Origin of the sequence: Psychrosphaera haliotis, assembly GCF_039523615.1 — a bacterium.
GTDB classification, from domain to species: Bacteria; Pseudomonadota; Gammaproteobacteria; order Enterobacterales; family Alteromonadaceae; genus Psychrosphaera; species Psychrosphaera haliotis.
This window is the reverse complement of the sequence record NZ_BAAAFQ010000007.1, coordinates 273,563-297,780: the sequence shown is the minus strand read 5'-3', so window position 1 is coordinate 297,780 and position 24,218 is coordinate 273,563. Positions and strand designations below refer to the sequence as shown.

Sequence of the window (24,218 nt, the reverse complement as noted above, 5' to 3'; positions counted from 1 at the left end):
CTTTTGAAAACCACTATATTAGCAATTACAGGCGCTTCGGCGTCTGGTAAAACACTATTAACAGCCACTATATTTGAAGAGTTGGCGCAGGAATTGGGTTCAGATCAAATTTCCTTTATATCTGAGGATGCGTATTACCGTAACCAAGATCATTTGGAAATGGCCGTTCGAGAAAAGACGAACTATGATCACCCTGAAGCATTTGAACATGACTTACTAATCGAGCATCTTCGTGATCTTAAATTAGGCAAAGCCGTTGAAATGCCTCAATACTGTTATAAGACCCACACTCGATTAAAAGAAACGACACCGGTACAGCCGGCTCAAGTCATTTTGATCGAAGGTATTATGCTGTTAACACACCCAGAACTATATAGTGAGTTCGATATCAAGGTGTTTATGGATACTCCGCCGGAAATTTGTTTAGTAAGAAGACTAGAGCGCGATATTAAACAGCGTGGCAGAAGCTTCGATTCAGTAATAAAGCAATATCTGACGACTGTAAGGCCTATGTATCAAGCATTTATAGCACCTTCAAAACAGGTTGCTGACTTAATTGTTACGAATGGCGGCAAAAACAGAATTGCAATTGATGTATTAAAAGCCCAAATAAAACAGCTTTTATTAAACTAATGTGACAACTAAAAAGCCAACGGCATGAATAATATGCCGTTGGCTCTTTTATTTGAGACAATTTACATTAGAACTCAAATGATACGTGACAACTATCTTTAAGCTTTAACTCGCTTTGTCTAACTCAACATCAACAATGATATCCGACGCTAGCTGCTCTAACGCTTCTACGATTACATCAGCGCTTAATCCTGCAGGAAGGATGACTCTAGCCACAGCATGAAATAATTCACCACCCCAGTTTGGCGCAGTTTGATGAGTAGATACAAAACTAACAATATTGGCACCTTTATGGCTAATAACAGACGCTAAGTCTTGCACAATTCCACGGCGGTCATTACCTGTAATAACAAACTCTAACTCTTGCTCTTGGTGCGCTTCAACATGATTACTGAGGTAAGTTGTGACGGTTAAACCATCTATATTAGACAGTTCATTTGTTAAGCTTACTAAATTGCTCTCAGGTACTGCTACCTCAATAACACCTGCAAAGTACCCACGTAAATGAGATAAGTTACTCGCTAACCAATTAGCTTCATTCTTATTAAGAATTTCAGACAGTGACTTAACTAAGCCTGTCTGATCGGCGCCAATAACCGTTAATACAAGGTGTTGCATTTAGATGCACTCCAGTTGATGTTTATTAACTCAAGTATTAACAATAAATGTTAAATAATCCAGTCCCTTTTTTAGGCTAAATGTCCCTAACAACTTCCAAAAGTGCCGTCTATCCTAGTACCGACTTTCTCTGCTTTTCAACGTAGACTGAAAGTCCAATGTCACATTACTGTAACATTAATGAAATATAATTCGCGGCATCTGATAAAGGGTAGGTATTTATATATGTCTGGACAGACAAACATTGCGTTGAAGACTGAGTCAACTCGAAAGTTCAAAGATAAGTTCGCTAAATACGGTGTAATGACCGGTGGCATCTTAGTACTATGCGCATTATTATTGATTTTTTTCTATCTATTATATGTAGTTAAACCAGTTTTTGACTCTGCTCACGTAGATTCAAGAGAGGCGACATCTACGTTAGATAAAGCCTATTTTGCAACGGGAATTGAAGAACAAACTGAAATTTCATACGCCATAACGCCAAATGCAACTGTAGACTTTTTTAACGCAGAAGATGGAATGTCTGGCCAACAGATTGCTTCAATAGCAACTGAAGTCCCTGGCGAAATAACAGCCTACTCACAAAGCGCTCCGCATAAAGGCTTGTTCGGCTTTATGAATGACGATGCCCGCTTAACGATCATCAAACCTTTTTTCAAAATCGATTTCAAGAATAACACTCGTTCTTTGACACCACGTGTTCAATTACCCTTTGGTGAAGAGCCACTACCTGAGTTGTTTGATGAAGAAGGTTACACAGTTGAAAAATTTGTATTTGCTGAAGAAGAAGGCGTACTTGGCATTCTTTACCAACTTCAAAATGGCGCTGTAAGATACGCTCGCCTTGAAGGTGAAGAAAACATGTTCACTGAAGAAATTGAGTGGATTGTTGAACAATCTGAACTTGATTTTGTAGATGGAAAAGTAGAGCGACTACTCATTTCTCCAGATGCTTCTCGTATTTTCATTCTGACTAAAAATGAAATTTATGTCGCTAATAGCCGCGTAGGCAGCGAAGTTGAATTACTGTATACAAAAAACATTAGTCGCCCTAACCAACAAATTACTACTGCTAAACTTTTAGCTAGTGCTAACTCTTTAATGCTAGGTTACACAGACGGTAAAATTACTCAGTGGTTTGAAGTTAACGGCAAGTCTGGACGTGACTTTGTTCAAGTAAGAGATTTTACTATGAACGTTGAAGGCAGTGATAAAGCCGTAGCTGAAATCTATCCAGAGTTTTATCGTAGAACCTTTATCGCAACTACCTCATCAGGCGAAGTTAACTTTTTTCACACCACTTCTGAAGCGGACTTATGGCAAGGGAAGTTACCAACAAATAACATCACTGACATTTCTTTCTCTCCACGTTCTAACGCATTTGTTGTTTTGTCAGCAAATCAACTTGACGTACTTAATGTAGAAAATGAGCACCCTGAAGTAACTTGGTCTGGCTTATGGCAAGAAGTTTGGTACGAAGGTTATGCTGAGCCTGATTATGTTTGGCAGTCGTCTTCAGCAAGTGATGATTTTGAATCTAAGTTCAGCTTAGTACCAATCTCTTTTGGTACATTAAAAGCGGCTATGTACGCCATGTTATTTGCTGTTCCAATTGGTTTAGCGGCAGCTATCTACACAGCCTACTTTATGGCCCCAAGTGTACGTAAAATTGTAAAGCCAACGGTAGAGATCATGGAAGCGTTACCTACGGTTATCCTAGGTTTCCTAGCTGGTCTTTGGTTAGCTCCACTGATTGAAGAAAAACTACCAGGTGTAATTCTATTAATACTGTTATTGCCAGTTGCTATTTTCTTAACTGCATTTGCTTGGCATAACATTCCGCAAAAAATTAGAAACCGCATGCCTGTTGGCTGGGACTCAATTCTGTTAATCCCAATTGTTGCTTTTGTTGGTTATTTCTCATTTGAAATGAGCCCATTAGTAGAAGAGTGGTTGTTCGACGGTAATACACGTCTATACATTACCAACGAATTAGGTATCACCTTTGACCAGAGAAACTCTTTAATTGTTGGTATCGCCATGGGTTTTGCAGTTATACCTACTATATTCTCAATTGCAGAGGATGCGGTATTCAGTGTTCCTAAAACATTATCTAGCGGCTCACTAGCACTAGGTGCTACGCAGTGGCAAACACTTATAAAAGTTGTTTTATTAACAGCAAGTCCAGGTATTTTCTCAGCAGTAATGATGGGATTAGGCCGAGCTGTAGGTGAAACAATGATTGTTCTTATGGCTACGGGTAATACACCAATTATGGATTGGAGTATTTTCCAAGGCATGCGTACGTTGTCTGCGAATATCGCGGTGGAAATGCCGGAGTCTGAAGTAGGTAGTTCACACTATCGAATCCTATTCTTAGCGGCCTTTGTACTGTTTATATTCACCTTTGTCTTTAATACGATTGCGGAGTTTGTGCGTCAGCGACTTCGTGAAAAGTACAGTTCACTTTAATTAGCACCTATTTTTGGAGATTTAATATGAAGTTATGGTTTAAGTCGGGTGCTCCGTGGGTTTGGATGACAGCCGGCGCGGTAAGTATCAGTTTATTATCAGTAATTGGGTTATTGTTACTCATTGCATCTAGAGGCCTGTCATTTTTCTGGCCTTCAGATATTCACCAGTTTGAAATTGCAAACTCAAGCGGTGAAACCAGCGTTATTATTGGTGAAGTTTATGAATCTGAACAGGTTCCTACACAACGTTTAATTACCTCTGGCATCGAATTTAATAAAGAACAAGGCGAGTTTGTAGAGCGTTACTTAATTAAAACGGGTAACCGTGAGTACGTTGAGCTGGATTTCCAATGGATATTGGGCCCTGAAATTGTTAAAGAAACTAGACCTTCTGGCATCGCCGTATTTGAGCGTAGCAAAAATGGTAACTTTTACGGTTTTGTAGATTCAGTGATTGTTGATGGCAAAAACATTCGTGAGAATAAAGAAGACGCGTTATTTGCGGCAATAGATAGAGCCGTTGATTTAAATGATCAAGCTCTTGATTTGCAGAATGACGAAATTGGTGCGATTAACTATCAATTAGAAAAGTTAAGATTAAAAGAACGTAAGCTTGAACTCGAAGATGAACTAACTGACGCAGCGTTACATGATTTAGAAAACCAACGCCAAGCGCTTAGAGACGAGTACAAAGTATACGAGAAAGAGCTATTCGCCTTCAGAGATGAAGCAAGACGTGATTCAGTTATTGTAAAAGACATGCGTGGCGAATTAGTAACCTTACCTATTTTTTACGTTTTAGACGTTTCGTTTCCAAACGACATGAACTTTTTTGAAAAAGTGATTCAGTACGGCAAACAACTAGGTAAGTTCGTTTCTGACGATCCTCGTGAAGCAAATACAGAAGGTGGTGTATTCCCAGCTATATTTGGTACTGTATTTATGGTGCTATTAATGGCTGTAATCGTAACTCCTTTTGGCGTTGTGGCGGCTATTTACCTTCACGAGTATGCCGGTAACAATGCCGTTACAAAGATAATACGTATCTCGGTAATTAACTTAGCTGGTGTACCTTCTATTGTTTACGGTGTATTTGGCTTGGGCTTCTTTGTTTATATGCTTGGTGGTTCACTGGATCAGCTTTTCTATCCTGAAGCACTTCCAGGGCCAACTTTTGGTACGCCTGGTGTTATATGGTCAGCATTAACATTGGCTATACTAACGCTACCAGTCGTTATCGTTTCGACTGAAGAAGGTTTATCACGAATTCCTGGTTCATTAAGACAAGGCTCGTTAGCACTTGGAGCTACTAAGGCTGAAACTATTTGGCGCATCATTATACCAATGGCGTCACCAGCCATCATGACGGGTCTTATTTTAGCTGTAGCACGTGCTGCTGGTGAGGTTGCACCGCTTATGTTAGTAGGTGTTGTTAAAATGGCGCCTACGTTGCCAATTGATGGCAACTTCCCGTATGTTCACTTAGACCGCAAGTTTATGCACTTAGGCTTCCATATTTACGATGTTGGTTTCCAAAGCCCGAACGTTGAAGCTGCAAGACCATTGGTTTATGCAACATCATTCTTACTTGTTACCGTTATCATAACGTTGAACATTACAGCAATTGGTATTCGTAACCACTTGCGCGAAAAATATAAGTCACTTGAACACTAATTTAAGCACTGTTAATTCAATGACTAACAATTTTAACAAAGCTGACAAAGCTCAGCTTTTTACACTAAATTTAGATATGAGGTTTTAAGATGATTTCGGTAGCACCAGACATGAGTAACAAGTCTTCATCTAATATAGACATCGATAATTTAACGAAAGAGCAAATTGCTCTAGAAATTAAAAATTTGAATCTTTTTTATGGCGAAAAACAAGCCCTAGAAAACATCAGCATGGTTATTCCAAAAGGCCAAGTAACGGCCTTTATCGGACCATCAGGTTGCGGTAAATCTACTCTGTTACGCTGTATGAACCGTATGAATGACCTTGTTGATACTTGTAAAATCAAAGGTGAAATTTTACTTCACGACCAAAACATTTATGACCGCTCGGTTGATGTTGCGTCACTTCGTCGTAAAGTAGGCATGGTATTCCAGCGCCCTAACCCATTCCCAAAAAGTATATACGAAAACGTGGTTTATGGACTTCGCTTGCAAGGTATAAACGACAGACGCGAGCTTGATGAAGTGGTTGAAAAATCTCTGACTAATGCAGCGTTATGGAATGAAGTAAAAGATAGATTACACGACAGTGCTTTAGGTTTATCTGGTGGTCAGCAACAAAGACTTGTTATTGCAAGAGCCATTGCTATTGAGCCAGAGGTACTATTACTTGATGAACCAACTTCGGCACTTGATCCAATCTCGACATTAACTATTGAAGAGTTGATCACTGAGCTTAAAGACAAGTACACCGTTGTTATCGTTACGCACAACATGCAACAAGCAGCGCGTGTTTCTGATCAAACAGCATTCATGTACATGGGTCAGCTAATTGAGCATTCAGATACTAATGCTTTATTCACAACACCTAAAATGAAAAAGACTGAAGATTACATTACAGGCCGTTACGGTTAACCAATTAGTAGTTTGAGAGGCAACAATGGAACTTAATTTAAATAAACACATATCCGGCCAATTTAACGTTGAATTGGAACAGATACGTAACGACGTGTTAAAAATGGGTGGACTTGTAGAACAACAGTTAACAAACGCCCTAAATGCAGTAACTGAAGCAGACCAAGAATTGGCGCGTCATGTTTTAGAAACCGACTTTCAAGTAAATAAAATGGAAGTGCAAATTGACGAAGCTTGTACTCGAATTATCGCTAAACGTCAGCCAGCAGCATCGGATTTACGCCTAGTGTTAGCCATTATTAAAACAATTACTGACCTTGAGCGTATCGGCGACGAGGCAGAACGTATTGCCAAAGTAGCGTTAGAGTCATTTAACAAAGAGCAGCAAGAGTTTTTAGTATCAATGGACAACATGGGCCGTAAAGCTTTAGTAATGTTGCATGATGTTCTAGACGCATTTGCTCGCATGGATGTTGAGTCAGCCTTTAAAGTTCATACTGCCGATAAAGTACTCGACAAAGAATACGAAGCCATCACTCGTCAATTAATGACTTATATGATGGAAGATCCTCGTTCAATACCAAAAGTAATGGACGTAATTTGGTCAGTTAGGTCGTTAGAAAGAATTGGTGACCGTTGTCAGAACATCTCTGAATACATTATTTACTTTGTAAAAGGAAAAGATGTCCGTCACACGTCTCAATCTGACATTAAGGACAATGTCCTATAAGAGCCTGATAAAATTAGACTTTTAAAAACCACACACATGAAAAACGAGATCCGTCCGGTTATAAATCAAGCGAACGGATCTTTTTTACCCCACCTGTAACATTTTTGTCACAAATGTGTCATATAATAGCCTCGAAGCTATTTAATCACACTTCCGTGAATTTATAGTAAACTATGATATTGATATAAGCCTGCAATCAAATGCTGGTTTTTTTTTGCCATTAAATAAGGGTTCACTATGGCTAGTCACTCAATTTTAGGTGTTTTTGCTAAATCGCCATTAAAAGCGCTAGAAGAACACATTAATACCGTTCATTCTGCGGCTTCATTATTAAAGCCATTTTTTGAAGCGGTATGCAAAGAAAATTGGACTGAAGCGACGGAACTTCGTTATCAAATTTCTCAACTTGAGAAAAAAGCGGATGTTATTAAACGCGATGTAAGAATGAATCTTCCAAGAGGTTTATTTTTACCAGTAGAAAGAACGGATATTTTAGAGTTAATCACACAACAAGATAAGATCGCCAACAAAGCAAAAGACTTGGCGGGTCGTTATTTAGGCCGTGAATTAACTATCCCACCGCAAATTCAAGAAAGCTTCATGGCTTTTGTAGAGCGCAACATTGATGCCACTGCACAAGCAAAAAAAGCAATCAATGAGTTTGATGAACTACTAGAAACAGGCTTTAAAGGCCGTGAAGTAGAACTTGTTGAGCGCATGATCACAGAATTAGACGCAATTGAAGACGATACAGATGAAATGCAAATTTCTATTCGTCTACAACTAAAAGAAATCGAAGATCAGTTAAACCCTATCGATGTCATGGTGACATACAGAATGATTGAATGGATTGGGGAATTAGCCGACTTAGCAGAACGTGTAGGTTCTCGATTAGAACTTATGCTTGCTCGTTAAGCAGCAACCAATTTAAAACATATTAGGTATATTCAATGGATATTATTTCTACTTACGGCGTTATGTTAATCGCCACTGCCGCTATCGTTGGTTTTTTCATGGCCTGGGGTATTGGTGCAAACGACGTAGCAAATGCTATGGGCACATCAGTTGGCTCAAAAGCTTTAACTATTAAACAAGCAATTGTTATCGCGATGATCTTTGAATTTGCAGGTGCCTACTTAGCCGGTGGCGAAGTAACCTCAACCATTCGTAAAGGCATCATTGATTCAGCTCCATTCATTCCAAACCCAGAGTATTTAGTCTTAGGCATGATTTCAGCACTATTTGCTGCTGCAATTTGGTTAGCCGTTGCTTCATACTTAGGTTGGCCTGTTAGTACAACACACTCAATTGTAGGTGCCATTGTTGGTTTCGCAGCTTTTGGTGTTGGTATGGACGCAGTAAATTGGGCAAAAGTTGGTGGCATTGTTGGTAGCTGGATAGTAACTCCGTTGCTGTCAGGTATTATAGCTTACTTAATCTTTATCTCAGCGCAAAAGCTTATCTTTGATACTGAAGAGCCGCTTAAGAATGCTAAAAAATACGTTCCTTTCTACATGTTCCTAGCTGGTTTTGTTATGTCACTTGTCACTATCAAGAAAGGTTTAAAACACGTTCTTAAAGATGGCGACTTTGCAATCTCAGGTGCTGAAGCTTATGGTTATGCAATCCTTGCTGGTATTTTAGTAGCGCTTGTTGGTAAGTATTTTATTAGCAAAATCAAAATTGACCCTACTGCTGACAAAGAAATGCACTTCAACAACGTTGAAAAAATCTTTGCAGTACTAATGGTTGTAACTGCATGTTGTATGGCTTTTGCACACGGTTCAAATGACGTTGCAAACGCAATTGGTCCTTTGGCTGCGGTTGTGAGCATTGTATCTAACGACGGTCAAATCTTACCTAAAGCTTCTTTAGCTTGGTGGATTCTTCCTCTAGGTGCGTTTGGTATTGTTGCTGGTTTAGCTCTATTTGGTCACCGAGTAATTAAAACGATTGGTAATGGTATTACTCACCTAACGCCTAGCCGTGGTTTTGCCGCTGAATTAGCAGCAGCTTCTACAGTTATCATCGCGTCGGGTACTGGTTTACCAATCTCTACTACTCAAACTCTAGTTGGTGCGGTGTTAGGTGTAGGTATGGCTCGCGGTATCGCAGCTCTAAACCTAGGTGTTGTAAGAAACATCGTTGTATCTTGGGTAATCACATTGCCAATTGGTGCAGCACTTTCAATTATGTGTTTCCTAGTTCTAAAAGCGGTATTTGGTGTAGTTTAAGCTCCATCATAACGCTAAAAAGCCGAGCCTAGTGCTCGGTTTTTTGTACCTGTAATTTAATAGCGCTAACTTAATTCCTTGGTAACTTAATTCCTTGCTAACTCAATAGATAATGACTTTGTTGATAGTATTAGACTCTTATTTGCCTAGCCTAAATAAAACAAAAAAACAAAACATGATTTTGCACATGACGAGCTAGATAAGTAAATTTGAGGCATAAAAAAACCAGCTTGCGCTGGTTTCTCAATCACGACATTTAACACTTATGCAGCATCTTCAGCTGTTTGCTTTGCGTGACGTTCAATTAACCTATTAATTTGGTTCATTGAACTTAAGTGTGCATAAATAGCAGCAATATAACCTTTCTTACGAAGCTCTAAATAGTTTTCATCAGAAAGTTCGCTTAGCTTTTTCTCATCAACCATAAAGATACCGTTAAGGTTTAACTCTTTACCTTTAAGGTTAACTTTTAAATTCTTAGGCTGAATTAATTCAAAGCGCTCTAGCGCTTCAATAAACGCAAGAGTTATTTGCTCATGCTCAATGTAAGACATTAATGCTTGTTTGCGTTTTTCTAAATGCTCAGTCTCTTTACCTTCTTCGTCAAAAAGAGGTGAACCATCGTCTTGAATCAATGAGCTTTCAAGATCGATTGCTATCGAAAATTTGTTTTTGTCGTCTTTATGAGGAATTACACTTAATGGCTTATGAGTGTAACGAGCTGGCATGTAGTTGGCATCCCAACGATTGTCTTCAGTAACAAATACATTTGTATTCTGCTCAATACCTAGCATTGCAACTGGGAAGTATTTATCTGCAGAGCTATCTTTTAAAAATACTACCGGGAATTCACTAGCCGCATTTGCAAACTCTTGAACTACTAAACCTAAAGCATGTTGATCCTTCAAGTCAGCAACATTTTTAATTGGGCCAATTTTTACACTTTTATGTGTTTCGTTATGTAACGGCTGAAAATTTGTCGCCATGTGTTCTTTCTCCAAAGTTCCGAGTCAGTCTTTTTGACTTCTATAATTATTATTCTGTTTCAAGTTGAATATCGGTACAGCCTTTTGAACACTCAATCCTTAACGTATTTACGCTAGGCTTGACTACCAATAACTGTTTGCATGAAGGGCAGTAAACCGATTGACCAGCTAAAACCTTTTTAATTATTGCTTTTTGTTTATTAAAAGAGTTAGCAGTCGCTTTATTGAGGTCTGAAAAGTCCATCCTCACCTTCTATACTGGATATCTTATGAAAGTACATGAGGACAATAAGCCATAATTAAAGGCTCTCGCAATAGAAAACATGAATTAATGTTTTGCTTGCTCAAATAACAAGCATTTTGTACGAAGTGGTTTTATAAATATGAATTTATATAACTAAAGTGAATATCTAGACGCCCATCATCGCTAACCTATCAATCACGTCACGCGTAATACGCTCAAGGGTTGGGTGTTCGGATGCAAACTTGGCCTCTAAAGCTAAAAGCTGTGACAACATTGTTTCTTCTGCTTTTAATTCATTAGATTTCAGCATTTCATGTAACTGTTTATCTAACTCTCTTACTTGGTTCAGAGTTTGAGGATCTACATCTTTTGATGTTTCTAATTCAGCGTGCAACTTTGATAGCGAATCAACAAGTTCTACAGGCAACATATTAAATTCCTCCATGTTGTTAAATTAAAGTTTAGTCATGATTATTTAATAAGGGAAGTCTGAAAGACTCATATTAGTCTCGAAGTTGTTTAATAATTTTTATAATATAGGCTAAGTCTAAATAAGTAATACTTCCCGCTTTATCAATCTAGGATCATTATGAAAAACGAGTTTATTTTATCTCCTTCCATCTTATCAGCTGACTTTGCAAAATTGGGTGATGATGTTAATGAGGTTTTAGCTGCCGGTTGCCAATGGGTGCATTTTGATGTGATGGATAATCACTACGTGCCAAACTTAAGCTTCGGACCAATGATATGTAAAGCGTTAAAAGACCACGGAATTGAAGCCCCTATTGACGTTCATCTGATGGTTGAACCTGTAGACGATATGATTGAACAGTTTGCAAAAGCTGGTGCCGACATGATTACCTTTCACCCAGAAGCCAGTAAACACTTGCACCGCTCACTGTCTATTATCCAAGACCACGGGTGTAAAGTTGGGCTGGCATTAAATCCAGCTACACCAATTGAAGTACTTGATGAAGTGTTAGATATGCTGGATATGGTTTTAGTGATGTCGGTAAATCCAGGTTTTGGTGGTCAGTCGTTTATCCCAGCAACTCTAGACAAAATAACCCGCCTAAGGGAGAAACTGGATGCAACAGGCAGAAACATTCGCATAAGTGTAGATGGCGGTGTGAACGCTGATAATGTTAGAAAGGTTGCGGATGCTGGCGCTGATACTTTTGTAATGGGCTCAGCTATCTTTAATGCAGAGAACAGATCGGCCCGTATTGCGCAAATTATCGCCAACCTTTCTTAAAATACAACATACAAGATTGCGCACTGGTACATTAAGGTTACAATGCGCACTGATGATTTTAAACTAGCTAAATAAACGGCAATATAATGAAAAGTACAGTATTAAGTGGAATTCAAACAACTGGTGGCATGACAATAGGTAACTACATTGGTGCTATAAACCAGTGGCGCATTATGCAAGAAAACCACGATTGTTTTTTTATGCTTGCCGATTTACACGCAATCACCGTTCGACAAGAGCCTGAAACATTAAGAAGCCGCACTCTAGACGGCGTTGCCCTGTATACAGCTTGTGGCATTGATCCAGACAAGTCAGCATTATTTGTTCAGTCACAAGTTAAGGAACATGCGCAATTAGCTTGGGTTTTAAACTGCTACGCTCAAATGGGCGAATTGAATCGCATGACTCAGTTTAAAGACAAGTCGAGCAAACATAGCAACAACATTAATGTTGGTTTATTTAGCTACCCTGTACTTCAAGCAGCGGACATTCTGTTATACCAAGCAGACAAGGTTCCTGTTGGCGAAGATCAAAAGCAACATTTAGAGCTGACAAGAGATATCGCCACTCGCTTTAATAATATATACGGTGATACTTTTACAGTTCCAGAACCTCAGATCGCAGAATTTGGGGCGCGTGTAATGAGCCTTCAAGATCCTCTAAAGAAAATGTCTAAGTCAGATGAAAATCCAAATGGCTATATTATGCTGTTGGATGAGCCTAAAAAGATTGAAAAGAAACTTAAAAAAGCAGTCACCGACTCTGACGAGCAAGCCAGAATCTATTTTGATACTGTTGAAAAACCAGGTGTTTCTAACCTACTGACTATATTAAGCGTAGCAACTGGTAAATCCATTGAACAGTTAGTGCCTGAGTATGAAGACAAAATGTACGGCCACTTAAAGAAAGACACAGCCGATGCGGTGGTTTCAATGATTGAACCTATTCAAGCGAGATTCAAAGAGATCAGAGAAGACCAAACTGAGTTAGATAGGATCATGCGTGTTGGTGCTGAAAAAGCCTCAGCAAAAGCAGAAAAAACGCTTAAATCTGTTTATGATGCCTTAGGGTTTGTAGCCGACCCTAGATAATTAATTTATGTTGTTGATGATAGATAACTACGACTCGTTCACTTATACATTAGTGAACTACTTTGAGTCTTTGGACCAAGAAGTTGTCGTGAAACGTAATGATGACATTACCATTAGTCAGATAAAGCAACTAAACCCAACACAAATAGTTATTTCACCCGGACCTCGTTCACCCAACGAGGCTGGGATATCACTTGATGTTGTTGCTAATTTTTATCATAAAAAGCCTATTTTAGGCGTGTGCTTAGGACACCAAGTAATAGCACAACAGTTTGGCGCGCAAGTAAAACGAGCAAAACAAGTAATGCACGGTAAAACATCGATCATTACCCATAGCAAAAAGGGAATGTTCCAAGGTTTACCTAATCCCCTGTCTGTAACTAGGTATCACTCACTCATCGTTGATCATGACACCTTGCCTACGTTTATTGAGCCAACAGCTTGGGTGGAGACAGAATCCAAGGTAAATCATGATGAACTCATGGCCATGGCAATGAGGGAATATCCAGTTATGGGTGTACAATACCACCCAGAGTCAGTAATGTCAGAATCAGGTTTGGCAATGTTGAATAACTTTGTTTTAACAACTAAATAGCAAATTTAAATTAATAAATTAAAAGTGACAGATAAATAATGGACGCTGCAGTCAATAAATTTAAACAAATTATACAAGCCCGCTTTGTTGACCTTATGGTATCGGACAAAGTGGCTAAGCGTCGTCTAGGATTAATACAAACCGTTGAAGAAGAAGTTAACAAACGTGAATTATTGTCTGTTGAAGCAAATGCTCAGCAGGTAAAAGAACGCAAAATTAAAACGGAAGAAGAGTTTAAAGTTTACATTAACGAATATTTCCACGACACACTATTCGACTATATAGAAAGTAAAATTTCTGACCCAGAATACCTTTTTTCGGAAGTATTAAAATTAGATCCTAACCTGTCCAAAATCATTGATGTTTGTTTATCAAATGCTGGAAATACAAAACAATTAGCAGAGTTAATTGAACCTAATCCGGCAATAAAAAGAGATTTACTCAATATAGTTAACAAACCACCTTTTCGAGAAAAAGAGTCTACTAAACCTTTTCAAGAAGACGTGAGTCTGGCGATTCGTTATGTAGGCATAGATAACATAAAAGCCCCTGTTCTAGCATTGGTCGCTAAACAGTGGCTACCGCATAGCACGGAACCATTTTCTGATTTTAAAGCAAAGCTTTGGCAATACTCAATTGCCACAGCAAACTGTATGGAAACACAAGCAGAGGTATTTGGTGTAAAGCCTTTACATGCGTTTACATTGGGATTACTGCACAGCTTTGGGTATGGCATGGTCATGCGAATGTACCTACGTACATTTGAGAAAATTCGACTGGAAGAGATGCATAAAGCCCGCTCGACAGGTAGAGCAGACATAGAAAAAGTACTGAACTCTTTAGTTTTAGATGGTGAGTTCGCTAGTGAACTGGTTATGAATCATGGCTTACAAGCAAGTCACTTACTGTTAGAGCACCTACAACTTAAATTTGCAGCGCTAGCACTACCAATGGAAGAGGTTGTTAACAATCTTGCGGTTGATGAAATGACTCCAATGGCAGCGCTATTACTGAAGTCTAAAACTTATTCTCAATATAAATTATTGCAAAAAGCTCGCCTTATTGAGCTTCCAGAAGCAAAACGATTTCTAATGAGCAGTAAAATAAATAATGACTTTGTTACTTCATTAAATGCTATAAACCTCACCAAATTAAATCTAACCAACAGACGAGTTACTGGTTAGAGTTTAGGTAGTTTATTAGTCAATTGTCTTAAAAAGTCACTAATCTTAGATAGAAACTAATAATTTTAGTGATTTTTTTTTGACAATCTATGCACCTCCTCTTTTTGCACCATAATGAAACAATCTTGCCCTCTTTAACTATTCTTTAGCATTTAGACTAGCGCTCAGATAAGGCACTTTTTTGCCTCTCTCCAACACACACAAATATTTATTCACTAATTATTCATAATTTAGCTAGAACTACCCATCAAGCCCTTTGTGACGCTTTGAAATGGAGACATTTGCGATGATTTCTGCAATAATTGGCGGGTATTTACTTTTAAATTCTCATTTTGAATTCGTATGAAATTTCGAAATGTGCTGAACTTAAGGAAACAAAAATGACTGTAACACGTGCTTTATTTGATGACGTAATGGTACCTAACTATTCTCCAGCGGCTGTAATACCTGTAAGAGGTCAAGGCTCACGCGTTTGGGACCAAAACGATAAAGAATACATCGATTTTGCTGGCGGCATTGCGGTCAACTGTCTTGGTCACTGTCACCCTGCATTAGTAGGCGCATTAAAAGAGCAAGGCGAAAAGCTTTGGCATCTTAGTAACGTAATGACAAATGAGCCAGCGCTACGTTTAGCGAAAAAATTAACTGATGCAACATTTGCAGATAAAGTTTACTTTGCAAACTCTGGTGCAGAAGCAAACGAAGCAGCCCTTAAATTGGCGCGTCGTTGGGCAATTGATGTACATGGTGAGCATAAAACTCAAATCATCTCATTCAAGAAAGGTTTCCACGGTCGTACTTTCTTCACTGTTACTGTTGGCGGCCAACCTGCTTACTCTGACGGTTTTGGACCAAAACCAGGTGACATCGTTCACGCTGAATACAACAACTTAGACAGCCTAAAAGAGCTTATCTCTGATAAGACATGTGCGGTAATGCTTGAGCCAATCCAAGGTGAAGGCGGAATTATCCCTCCAACAAAAGAATTCATTGAAGGCGTTCGTCAACTTTGTGATGACAATAACGCGCTATTAATTTTTGATGAAGTTCAATCTGGTGCAGGTCGTACTGGTGAGCTTTATGCTTATATGGGTCTTGGTGTTAATCCTGATATCTTAGCTTCTGCTAAAGGCCTAGGTGGCGGTTTCCCAATTGGCGCTATGCTAACAACAACTGAGCTAGCTAAGCACCTTAAAATTGGTACTCACGGTTCTACTTATGGCGGTAACCCATTAGCCTGTGCTGTTGCAGAAGCAGCATTAGACACTATTAATACTCCTGAAGTACTAAACGGTGTTAAAGAGCGTGAAGCAATCTTCAAAGCTAAACTTGAAGAAATTAATAACAAGTACAACGTATTTAAAGATATCCGTGGCCAAGGCATGTTAGTTGGCGCAGAGTTAACAGATGCGTTTGCTGGCAGAGCGAAAGAGTTTGTTAATGCTGCTTTAGCAGAAGGCACTATGATTCTAGTTGCTGGCGCAAACGTAATACGCTTCACTCCTTCTCTAGTTGTGCCTTTAGAAGACATTGATCAAGGCATGGCTCAATTTGAAAAAGCCGTTGCAAGCATTGTAAACGCTTAATCTAGCGTTATTTAAATTAAATTAGCCAATGTCTCATTGGCTTTTTTTCTGAAGGAAGAAGATGTGATGTTTGTAATTCGTCCAATCCAAGAGAAAGACTTTCCTGAACTGCTTAAAATTGCAGAAGAGTCAGGGCATGGCTTTACGTCATTACCGGTAAATGATGAGCTTATTTCTAACAAAATTAAACGTGCAGAAGCGTCGTTCAAGTCTGAGTTGACTGAGCAAAAGCAAGAACACGGATTTTTATTTGTTATGGAAGATGTGGCTACCGGAAGAATAATGGGAACCAGCGGTATTGAGTCTTATGTAGGACTTGATGATGCGTTTTACCATTATCACTTAGGCAAAGTAGTACACAATAGCCGTCAATTAAATATCTACAATACAGCCGATATTCTAACGCTGTGTAATGACTATACTGGTGCTAGTGAATTATGCACACTATTCCTTCGCGAAGAATTTCGAAAAGGCAGTACAGGTAGAGTATTAAGTAAGTTTAGATTCTTATTTTTGGCTCAACACCAAGAACGTTTTTCTAACACTGTTATTGCAGAAATGCGTGGTGTTTCAGATGAAAATGGCGACTCACCGTTTTGGAAGTGGTTAGAAGAACATTTCTTCTCAATGGACTTCCCTACTGCAGACTATTTAACGGGTATTGGCCAAAAAGTATTTATTGCCGAATTAATGCCTAAATACCCTGTGTATGTGAACTTGTTATCTAAAGAAGCGCAAGCGGTAATTGGTAAAGTTCATAAGAATACAGAACCTGCATTAAAGTTATTGAAGTCTGAAGGTTTCACCTACAAACAGTATGTTGATATTTTTGATGGCGGACCGACGGTAGAAGCTGATATTTCTCAAATTCATACGGTTCAAAACAGTGATTTATTTGCAGTTGAAATTGTCAATGAGCTTGAATCTGACAAAAGTGTCATCATTGCTAATCTATCAGTTAAAGAATTTAGAGCAACGGGCTTAACAACCGTAATGAACATGGACGCTAAAACCGTTCAGTTAACGGCTGAATACGCGAGTCTTTTAAATGTTCAAGCTGGCGACCAAGTGCGAGCAGCCCTTTTAAAATAGGATTATTTATGTCAAATAACGAAAATAAATATATAAATGGCCAATTCATTAATGGTGAATGGTTAGCTGGTGAAGGTCACTTAATTGGCTCACTAAACCCAGCAACAGACGAGCTTTTGTGGGAGTCATTAACGGCAACAGCAGAGCAAGTTGATCAAGCTGTATTGGCAGCAAGAGAAGCTTTTTTACCTTGGGCTGATAAAACAGTTGAAGAACGTCTAGTTATTATTAAACGTTTTGCTGAGCTACTTGGCGAATATAAAGAGCCAATTGCCCTCGCTATTGCCAAAGAAACAGGCAAGCCGTTATGGGAAACTCGCACTGAAGTTGGTGCAATGATTGGTAAAATCGCCATCTCTGAAAAAGCCTATAACGAGCGTACTGGTACTACAGAAAACCCAATGCCTCTTGGTCGTGCTATGTTACGTCACCGTCCACACGGTGTAGTTGCTGTTTATGGTCCTTATAATTTCCCAGGCCACTTACCAAATGGTCATATTGTTCCGGCTCTAATTGCTGGTAACACTGTAATCTTCAAGCCAAGTGAATTAACACCAATGGTTGCTCAAATTACCGTTGAGTTATGGCAAAAAGCAGGCCTACCTGCTGGCGTACTAAACCTAGTACAAGGTGAAGTAGAGACAGGTAAAGCACTTGCTAATCACCCACAAATTGATGGCCTATTCTTCACGGGTAGTTCAGGTACAGGTCATTTACTTCACAAGCAGTTTGCTGCGCAACCTGGTAAAATTTTGGCATTGGAAATGGGTGGCAACAACCCTCTAATTATCCAAGATGCAAAAAATACCGACGCTGTTGTGCATGACATTATCCAGTCAGCATTTATATCTTCAGGACAACGTTGTACGTGTGCAAGAAAGTTACTTTTACCTAAAGGTGCTGAAGGCGACGTAGTACTTGCTAAGTTAATTGAAGCAACCAACTCAATTGTTGTTGGCGACTCTTTAGATGAAGCTTCTGAGCAACCGTTCATGGGTTCTATGATTTCTGACAAAGCGGCGCTTGGTATGGTTGCAGCTCAGCAACAACTGGTTGATTTAGGCGGTAAGGTTCTTGTTGAACTGACTCACTTAAAAGAAGATACCGGTTTTGTATCACCAGGTATTATCGACTGTACTGATATTTCAGACTTCCCAGATGATGAGCATTTTGGTCCATTGCTAAAAGTTTTCCGTTTTGATGATTTTGATCAAGCTATTAAAATTGCAAATGATACAAACTACGGTTTGTCAGCGGGTCTACTGAGCGATGATCAAGAACTGTACAACAAGTTCTTAAGCCGTATTCGTGCAGGTATCGTAAATTGGAACCGTCCAATTACTGGCGCAAGTAGTGCAGCACCATTTGGTGGCATTGGTCAATCAGGCAACCATAGAGCAAGTGCTTACTATGCCGCTGATTACTGTGCATACCCTGTTGCATCGGTTGAACTTGAAGAAGTTGCCATGCCAGCAAGCTTAAGCCCCGGCTTAAGCATTTAATATAAAAAGAAGCGGCTTAGCCGCTTTTTTTAAACATCAAATTTGTTTTATCGTTATTTAGAAGATTCAAGGAACTGTAATGCATACCAACGTAAATGATCTTTTTGACAATATGTGGGCTAAATACCTAACTGTTACTCCTTCAGCTGAAAAAATTCATGCCCTGTTAGGTGAAGGAAATGGTAAGGACGTTATTAATGACCATATTGCTTTGCGAACGTTTAACATCGAAAAAGTTAATCTAGATAAACTCGCACAACACTTTCTTTCTTTAGGTTACAAAGATGGCGGCGATTACGACTTTGAAGCGAAAAAGCTAAAAGCGAAGCACTTTGAACATCCAGACCCGACGCAACCAAAAGTATTTATCAGTGAATTATTAGTTGAAGAGTTTTCTGAGAATACCCAACGTATTATCAAAGAGTTAGTTGACCAAATTGACGCTTCTTCTGTTACTGCAGATAACTTCTTGTACTCTGGAACTCAGTGGCAAATTAGTTCAAACGACTACAAAGTACTATTAGAAGAAAGTGAATATGCAGCTTGGATGGCAGCATGGGGATATATCCCAAACCACTTTACAGTTAGCGTGAACCAACTAACAAAATACGAAACACTAGAAAGTGTAAATCAAACGCTGAAAGATGAAGGTTTTGTATTAAACACTTCGGGTGGCGAAATCAAAGGCTCACCAGAAGTGTTATTAGAGCAATCCTCAACGATGGCTGACAAAGCAACGGTTCCATTTACAGACGGTGATGAGCTTGTTCCTAGTTGTTTTTATGAGTTTGCAAAACGTTATGAAGTTTCACCTGGAACGCTTTATTCTGGATTTGTTGCAGCTTCTGCAGATAAGATCTTTGAAAGTACCAACGTAAAAGGGTAAATTTAGGGTTTGAGTTGTAAAAAAAGGAATATTTTATGGTCACCGATAAAGCCGCATACGTCGAATTAATGAATTATCTTACTAGTAGTAAAGAAGTTTTTTTAACTTCTACTAGTGAACAAACATTAGATGAGACGCTTGAAGTATTGGTTGAAAATGAAATTGCGACTCAAATAATTAACCTATGTAGCCAGCACGACGACCTTGAGACAAATCATAGGTCAATAATTGTTCGTGAGGTAGACGGGATTGTTTACGACATGCAACAAGTGTTGGCTGATTACTGGCATCAAAATGTGACTCCTAGCCAGGTTGAATTCATTACAGAATTCACCTCGCTAATTAAAAACGTATTCGACAGCGCTATCGCTGATCTTCTCGACTAATGGATATTTAAATGAAAGCAAATGTATCATGGCTTGAAGGCATGGCCTTTGAAGGAAAAACTGAATCTGGTCATAAAGTTGTTTTAGATGGCAGCAATCCAGGTACTGCTCCAAGTCCAATGGAGATGGTATTACTATCTGCTGCAACTTGTAGTGCGATAGATGTAGTTTCAATACTGGAAAAAGCGCGCCAAAGCGTAAAAAACGTTGAAGTCGACATCGATGCAGAACGAGCTGAAACCGTTCCTAAAGTATTCACCAAGATCCATTTAACTTTTATTGTGACAGGCAAGGACGTATCAGCGAACCATGTTGAACGTGCAGTAAGGTTATCTGCCGATAAATACTGCTCAGTGGCAAAAATGTTGGAAGCTAGCGTTGAAATTAGCCATAGCTTTGAAATTAAAGAAATTTAAAACTATCTCGCCAATGCCTTCTTATTGGCGTAATTGATTCCTACATAATTTACTTCTATAGTTTTAAAAATAATTTTGCGATAGCGGCGGTTTGATTTATCATCCGCCCCTTAATTTACCCACACCTATTAAGGAATTGTTAGTTGGAATCTAAACTTAAACTTCACGGTTTTAACAACTTAACAAAGAGCTTAGGCTTTTGTATTTATGATGTTTGTTACGCACAAACAGAAGCTCAACGCCAAGAGTACATTGAGTACATTGATGAGCAGTATAACGCCGACCGTTTGACCGACATACTTTCAGAAGTATGCGATATTATTGGCGCAAATGTATTAAACGTAGCTCGTCAAGATTATGAGCCTCAAGGTGCCTCTGTAACCATTCTTGTTAGTGAAGAAGAGATTAAGTCGCCTGACGAAGTGGACCAAAGTGAAACGCCAGGACCCATTCCAGAGAGTGTTGTTAGTCACTTAGATAAAAGTCATATCTGTGTTCATACTTACCCGGAAATTCACCCAAATGATGGTATTTGTACATTTAGAGCTGATATCGAAGTGTCTACTTGTGGGGTTATTTCACCACTAAAAGCGTTGAACTACTTAATTCATGCTTTAGAGTCTGACATCGTAACTTTAGATTATCGTGTTCGTGGTTTTACTCGGGACACTGAAGGTAACAAGCACTATATTGATCATGAAATTAACTCTATTCAAAACTTTATCGGCGACGATATTTTAGATCAATACGACATGATTGATGTAAACGTTTATCAAGAGAATATGTTCCATACAAAAATGATGATTAAAGACAACGATCTTAATAATTATCTTTTTGGTATCAGTACTGAAGAATTAAGTGATACACAGCAGGACGAAATTAGAGACAAGTTACGTAAAGAGATGCAAGAAATTTTCTATGCACGAAATATGGCGTAATATAAAAACATAACAAAAGTTAAAGCGGCCTTAGTGCCGTTTTTTTATGTCAAAAAGGTGATCAATGTTTTCTATAAAAATCCAACCTCGTTTTCAAGAAACCGATGCGTTAGCTCATATCAATAATACGGTCATTCCTGTGTGGTTTGAAAGTGCTAGGCCAGGTATTTTTGAAATCTTTAATCCTGAGCAAAACCTTGATAAGTGGAATTTAATCATTGCTAAGATTGAAGTAAATTATATTGCACAAATCCATTATAAACACGAAGTAGAAATTAGAACTCATGTCAGTAAAATTGGCCGTTCTTCTTTAAATATACTGCAAGAAGTGTGGCAAGAGGGAAAACGTGTAGCTTGGGGTGAATGCGTTATGGTTAAGTTTGATTATTCAACCAACTCCTCATCTGCTATTAATGACAACGAACGAGAGCAATTAGAAGTCCACTTAGTAGATAAAGAGCAACTATTAGCGCTGAGCTAAATGCGCATTGTGCCATTTAAGATACTCATCAAATGGCAGAGGCTTTGCAAAGTGATAACCTTGAAGTACATCAATGCCACGTTCTTTTAATAGTGTTGCTTGCTTATCACTTTCAACGCCTTCAGCAACCACTTTCATATTTAGATTCTTAGCTAAGTTAATAATGGTTTCCACAATACTTAAGCCCGAAGGGTCTAACATTCTATCAACAAATGATTTATCAATTTTTAGCTCGTGTACAGGAAAAGCATGTAAATTAGATAAATTTGAATATCCAGTACCAAAGTCATCTATTGAGAAGCTAAACCCTGTGTCGGATATCTCTGTCATTTGCTGAGCTGTTTTTGCAATGTCATGAGACAACATGCTCTCAGTGATCTCTAAGGTTACTCTACTGGCCGCGATTCCAAATTGATCAATAGTTGATTCTAAAGACTGTTTAAAGTTGGAAGCTCGAAACTGAGAGTGACTTATATTTATCGATAACTTAAAATCAGGCGGTATGGATGAAGTGCGTTCAAGCTCCATCAATAACTTACAAATATCTTCTAAAACAATATCTTGTAAACTTTGAATTAAACCAAATTGCTCAGCAATGGAAATAAACTCATCTGGTGGGATCATTCCTTTTGTTGGGTGTATCCAACGTATTAACGCTTCAGCGCCGGTAACTTCACCGTTTCCATTTAGTTGCGGTTGGAAAAACGCACAAAAGTCTCTACTTTCTATTGCTGTTGATATCTCAGATTCAAATGTAAGTTGTCGTTCTAACAAGGTTTGTTGTTTAGGATCGTAATAGCTATAGCTATTACCACCTTTACGTTTTGAGTTATACATGGCGGTATCGGCAAACTTCATCACATTTTGGGCGTCAGTGCAGCCGTCTATAATACAAATCCCAATACTGCAGGTAACCTGGAATACCAATTCCTCTATTTGAAACTTTTCTTGGAAAGACTCTTGAACTTTTTTAGCCACCATCGCTACTTCCGACTGTGCTTGTTCAATAGTTCTACCGGTATTTTCCACTAGAATAACAAACTCATCACCACCAATTCTCGACAGAACATCAGACTTGCGTAAACTTATTCTTAATCGCTCGGATACATCCTTTAAGAGTTTATCTCCCGCAGAGTGCCCTAGTGAGTCGTTAATACGTTTAAATTCATCTAAATCTAAGAATAATATCGCTCCAAACTCATTAGACACTGATTTACTTTTTACCGCCAATTCTAAACGCTCGTTAAACATTCTTCGATTAGGCAACTGAGTCAATGGGTCGAAATAGGCTAGCTCTTTGACTTTTTTCTGGATTTGTTTTGCGGTGGTGACATCTCTAGCCATCCACAATACATGTTTTGCCGACTCTTTCTCGTCCACGTTATAGTGTATAGGGGTTATTCGTCCTTCAAATAGCGAGACTCCATTATCGCCTTCAATTGAATACTCATACTCTTGAGTTTCGTCGGTTTTAAGTGCAGTAGTTATAACGTTCATTATCTTCTTTGCGTCGTCAGCCGGAAATATATCGTTGACATTTTTGTTAATGATTTCCGTCGCAGATATGTACGTTAAATTACTTGGAGAGCCATGCACGTCCTCATATACACCTGTTTTATCGATAATAAGCGCCAAGTCTGGCATTACTTTTACAAATGCTTGAAACTTTTCATTACTTTTTTTCAGAGAATCGAATTGCAACTCAGACTTTTGCCTAAGTCTAACTGCAATTAATACAGCAGAAGCTAATTGGCTATAAAATCTTATGAACTCAGTTTGTTTGGGGCTTACGTATAGCTTTTCTTTTGAAAAAATAACTAACAGGCCAATAATCTCATTTTTATCAATAAGGGGAACATCAACACTAAATAACAGGCTATTTTTGTCAATTGTTTGGCTATCTGGTGCAGTACGCTGTTCGATTTCAAAGGAACGGTGGTTTAATAAGTCTTTGTTTTTCAGATCACTTGCAGATGAGTTATGGTAACCAAAATGACTTAATGGAGTGTCGTCTAAGTCGTTTAGAGATTGAATATGATTGTGTGGGCAAGCGACTGTATATAAATTGCTTTTTATAACTTCAAAAACCGCGCATTGAATATCGCTAAAGCCGGAAGCTAGCTCTAAATTTTGGCAAATTTTACTCAAAACAGCTTCATCAGACTGACCATTAGCTATCTCAGATAAAATGTTAACATCTTGAAATAATAGACTATTAAGTTGTTCAATATTCACAAATTACTATTGGCTCTTTTCGACTTCCCATAACCTGATTGTATTGCACTGTTAGCAAGTG

23 protein-coding genes are annotated in these 24,218 nt (G+C 38.6%); 19 read left to right on the top strand and 4 right to left on the bottom strand.

Annotation, left to right across the window (positions count from 1 at the left end; all coding sequences use genetic code 11):
• Positions 1-3: 3 nt before the first annotated feature.
• The gene (udk, locus tag ABD009_RS10990) at positions 4-633 is read left to right on the top strand and encodes a uridine kinase (RefSeq protein WP_155696266.1); all 630 of its coding nucleotides are present in this window, start codon (positions 4-6) and stop codon (positions 631-633) included.
• 105 nt (positions 634-738) lie between these two features.
• On the opposite strand, the gene ABD009_RS10985 is transcribed toward udk, so the two are convergent.
• The gene (locus tag ABD009_RS10985) at positions 739-1,251 is read right to left on the bottom strand and encodes a glycine cleavage system transcriptional repressor (protein ID WP_343825349.1); all 513 of its coding nucleotides are present in this window, start codon (positions 1,249-1,251) and stop codon (positions 739-741) included.
• 225 nt (positions 1,252-1,476) lie between these two features.
• Here ABD009_RS10985 and ABD009_RS10980 point away from each other — a divergent pair, with 225 nt between their 5' ends.
• The 6 genes from ABD009_RS10980 (at position 1,477) to ABD009_RS10955 (ending at position 9,280) form a co-directional block, all read left to right on the top strand.
• A complete protein-coding gene (locus ABD009_RS10980) occupies positions 1,477-3,726 on the top strand; it encodes an ABC transporter permease subunit (RefSeq protein ID WP_425543073.1) in 2,250 nt (749 codons plus the stop codon).
• A 26-nt stretch (positions 3,727-3,752) separates the two neighbouring features.
• Positions 3,753-5,402, top strand: coding sequence for a phosphate ABC transporter permease PstA (gene pstA, locus ABD009_RS10975; RefSeq protein WP_343825347.1), 1,650 nt, complete (start codon positions 3,753-3,755; stop codon positions 5,400-5,402).
• A gap of 89 nt (positions 5,403-5,491) precedes the next feature.
• Positions 5,492-6,316: a phosphate ABC transporter ATP-binding protein PstB gene (gene pstB, locus ABD009_RS10970; RefSeq protein WP_343825344.1), complete on the top strand. Its 825-nt coding sequence runs from the start codon at positions 5,492-5,494 to the stop codon at positions 6,314-6,316.
• Positions 6,317-6,341: 25 nt separating this feature from the next.
• Entirely contained in the window at positions 6,342-7,046 is a 705-nt protein-coding gene (gene phoU, locus ABD009_RS10965; protein WP_155696271.1) for a phosphate signaling complex protein PhoU, read from the top strand.
• A gap of 237 nt (positions 7,047-7,283) precedes the next feature.
• Positions 7,284-7,961 carry a TIGR00153 family protein gene (locus ABD009_RS10960; protein ID WP_155696272.1) on the top strand — a complete coding sequence of 226 codons (678 nt, stop codon included), beginning with the start codon at positions 7,284-7,286 and terminating at the stop codon, positions 7,959-7,961.
• A 35-nt stretch (positions 7,962-7,996) separates the two neighbouring features.
• Positions 7,997-9,280 (top strand): inorganic phosphate transporter, encoded by a 1,284-nt coding sequence (locus ABD009_RS10955; RefSeq protein ID WP_343825340.1) that lies wholly within the window; start codon positions 7,997-7,999, stop codon positions 9,278-9,280.
• Between the two features lie 263 nt (positions 9,281-9,543).
• On the opposite strand, the gene ABD009_RS10950 is transcribed toward ABD009_RS10955, so the two are convergent.
• Both ABD009_RS10950 and ABD009_RS10945 read right to left on the bottom strand, forming a co-directional pair.
• Complete coding sequence (locus tag ABD009_RS10950; protein WP_343825338.1) at positions 9,544-10,266, bottom strand: SapC family protein; 723 nt, start codon at positions 10,264-10,266, stop codon at positions 9,544-9,546.
• Positions 10,267-10,676: 410 nt separating this feature from the next.
• The gene (locus ABD009_RS10945; protein WP_343825336.1) at positions 10,677-10,940 is read right to left on the bottom strand and encodes a DUF4404 family protein; all 264 of its coding nucleotides are present in this window, start codon (positions 10,938-10,940) and stop codon (positions 10,677-10,679) included.
• A gap of 159 nt (positions 10,941-11,099) precedes the next feature.
• Here ABD009_RS10945 and rpe point away from each other — a divergent pair, with 159 nt between their 5' ends.
• The 12 genes from rpe (at position 11,100) to ABD009_RS10885 (ending at position 21,922) form a co-directional block, all read left to right on the top strand.
• Positions 11,100-11,765, top strand: coding sequence for a ribulose-phosphate 3-epimerase (gene rpe, locus ABD009_RS10940; RefSeq protein ID WP_343825334.1), 666 nt, complete (start codon positions 11,100-11,102; stop codon positions 11,763-11,765).
• Positions 11,766-11,848: 83 nt separating this feature from the next.
• Positions 11,849-12,856 carry a tryptophan--tRNA ligase gene (gene trpS / locus ABD009_RS10935; protein WP_330997852.1) on the top strand — a complete coding sequence of 336 codons (1,008 nt, stop codon included), beginning with the start codon at positions 11,849-11,851 and terminating at the stop codon, positions 12,854-12,856.
• A gap of 7 nt (positions 12,857-12,863) precedes the next feature.
• A complete protein-coding gene (locus tag ABD009_RS10930; protein WP_343825332.1) occupies positions 12,864-13,451 on the top strand; it encodes an anthranilate synthase component II in 588 nt (195 codons plus the stop codon).
• Between the two features lie 38 nt (positions 13,452-13,489).
• Positions 13,490-14,635: an HDOD domain-containing protein gene (locus ABD009_RS10925; RefSeq protein ID WP_343825330.1), complete on the top strand. Its 1,146-nt coding sequence runs from the start codon at positions 13,490-13,492 to the stop codon at positions 14,633-14,635.
• 380 nt (positions 14,636-15,015) lie between these two features.
• On the top strand, positions 15,016-16,221 hold the full coding sequence (locus ABD009_RS10920) for an aspartate aminotransferase family protein (protein ID WP_155696280.1): 1,206 nt from the start codon (positions 15,016-15,018) through the stop codon (positions 16,219-16,221).
• Positions 16,222-16,287: 66 nt separating this feature from the next.
• On the top strand, positions 16,288-17,313 hold the full coding sequence (gene astA, locus ABD009_RS10915) for an arginine N-succinyltransferase (RefSeq protein WP_155697130.1): 1,026 nt from the start codon (positions 16,288-16,290) through the stop codon (positions 17,311-17,313).
• A gap of 8 nt (positions 17,314-17,321) precedes the next feature.
• Positions 17,322-18,815: a succinylglutamate-semialdehyde dehydrogenase gene (gene astD, locus ABD009_RS10910; RefSeq protein WP_343825327.1), complete on the top strand. Its 1,494-nt coding sequence runs from the start codon at positions 17,322-17,324 to the stop codon at positions 18,813-18,815.
• A 79-nt stretch (positions 18,816-18,894) separates the two neighbouring features.
• Entirely contained in the window at positions 18,895-19,701 is an 807-nt protein-coding gene (locus ABD009_RS10905; RefSeq protein ID WP_343825325.1) for a DUF1338 domain-containing protein, read from the top strand.
• Positions 19,702-19,736: 35 nt separating this feature from the next.
• Positions 19,737-20,087: a DUF3802 family protein gene (locus ABD009_RS10900; RefSeq protein WP_343825322.1), complete on the top strand. Its 351-nt coding sequence runs from the start codon at positions 19,737-19,739 to the stop codon at positions 20,085-20,087.
• A gap of 11 nt (positions 20,088-20,098) precedes the next feature.
• A complete protein-coding gene (locus ABD009_RS10895; protein WP_343825320.1) occupies positions 20,099-20,503 on the top strand; it encodes an OsmC family protein in 405 nt (134 codons plus the stop codon).
• 143 nt (positions 20,504-20,646) lie between these two features.
• Positions 20,647-21,441: an adenosylmethionine decarboxylase gene (gene speD, locus ABD009_RS10890; protein WP_343825318.1), complete on the top strand. Its 795-nt coding sequence runs from the start codon at positions 20,647-20,649 to the stop codon at positions 21,439-21,441.
• Between the two features lie 64 nt (positions 21,442-21,505).
• Positions 21,506-21,922: an acyl-CoA thioesterase gene (locus tag ABD009_RS10885; RefSeq protein WP_343825316.1), complete on the top strand. Its 417-nt coding sequence runs from the start codon at positions 21,506-21,508 to the stop codon at positions 21,920-21,922.
• On the opposite strand, the gene ABD009_RS10880 is transcribed toward ABD009_RS10885, so the two are convergent.
• Positions 21,908-24,157 carry an EAL domain-containing protein gene (locus tag ABD009_RS10880; RefSeq protein WP_343825314.1) on the bottom strand — a complete coding sequence of 750 codons (2,250 nt, stop codon included), beginning with the start codon at positions 24,155-24,157 and terminating at the stop codon, positions 21,908-21,910. The genes ABD009_RS10885 and ABD009_RS10880 overlap by 15 nt on opposite strands.
• Positions 24,158-24,218: the final 61 nt, after the last annotated feature.

What these genes read in the sequence shown, in the direction of transcription:
- ABD009_RS10985 (WP_343825349.1), bottom strand. Translation starts at nt 1,251, where the DNA reads ATGCAACACCTTGTATTAACGGTTATTGGCGCCGATCAGACAGGCTTA.
- ABD009_RS10980 (WP_425543073.1), top strand. Translation starts at nt 1,477, where the DNA reads ATGTCTGGACAGACAAACATTGCGTTGAAGACTGAGTCAACTCGAAAG.
- pstA (WP_343825347.1), top strand. Translation starts at nt 3,753, where the DNA reads ATGAAGTTATGGTTTAAGTCGGGTGCTCCGTGGGTTTGGATGACAGCC.
- pstB (WP_343825344.1), top strand. Translation starts at nt 5,492, where the DNA reads ATGATTTCGGTAGCACCAGACATGAGTAACAAGTCTTCATCTAATATA.
- phoU (WP_155696271.1), top strand. Translation starts at nt 6,342, where the DNA reads ATGGAACTTAATTTAAATAAACACATATCCGGCCAATTTAACGTTGAA.
- ABD009_RS10960 (WP_155696272.1), top strand. Translation starts at nt 7,284, where the DNA reads ATGGCTAGTCACTCAATTTTAGGTGTTTTTGCTAAATCGCCATTAAAA.
- ABD009_RS10955 (WP_343825340.1), top strand. Translation starts at nt 7,997, where the DNA reads ATGGATATTATTTCTACTTACGGCGTTATGTTAATCGCCACTGCCGCT.
- ABD009_RS10950 (WP_343825338.1), bottom strand. Translation starts at nt 10,266, where the DNA reads ATGGCGACAAATTTTCAGCCGTTACATAACGAAACACATAAAAGTGTA.
- ABD009_RS10945 (WP_343825336.1), bottom strand. Translation starts at nt 10,940, where the DNA reads ATGTTGCCTGTAGAACTTGTTGATTCGCTATCAAAGTTGCACGCTGAA.
- rpe (WP_343825334.1), top strand. Translation starts at nt 11,100, where the DNA reads ATGAAAAACGAGTTTATTTTATCTCCTTCCATCTTATCAGCTGACTTT.
- ABD009_RS10930 (WP_343825332.1), top strand. Translation starts at nt 12,864, where the DNA reads ATGTTGTTGATGATAGATAACTACGACTCGTTCACTTATACATTAGTG.
- ABD009_RS10925 (WP_343825330.1), top strand. Translation starts at nt 13,490, where the DNA reads ATGGACGCTGCAGTCAATAAATTTAAACAAATTATACAAGCCCGCTTT.
- ABD009_RS10920 (WP_155696280.1), top strand. Translation starts at nt 15,016, where the DNA reads ATGACTGTAACACGTGCTTTATTTGATGACGTAATGGTACCTAACTAT.
- astA (WP_155697130.1), top strand. Translation starts at nt 16,288, where the DNA reads ATGTTTGTAATTCGTCCAATCCAAGAGAAAGACTTTCCTGAACTGCTT.
- astD (WP_343825327.1), top strand. Translation starts at nt 17,322, where the DNA reads ATGTCAAATAACGAAAATAAATATATAAATGGCCAATTCATTAATGGT.
- ABD009_RS10905 (WP_343825325.1), top strand. Translation starts at nt 18,895, where the DNA reads ATGCATACCAACGTAAATGATCTTTTTGACAATATGTGGGCTAAATAC.
- ABD009_RS10900 (WP_343825322.1), top strand. Translation starts at nt 19,737, where the DNA reads ATGGTCACCGATAAAGCCGCATACGTCGAATTAATGAATTATCTTACT.
- ABD009_RS10895 (WP_343825320.1), top strand. Translation starts at nt 20,099, where the DNA reads ATGAAAGCAAATGTATCATGGCTTGAAGGCATGGCCTTTGAAGGAAAA.
- ABD009_RS10885 (WP_343825316.1), top strand. Translation starts at nt 21,506, where the DNA reads ATGTTTTCTATAAAAATCCAACCTCGTTTTCAAGAAACCGATGCGTTA.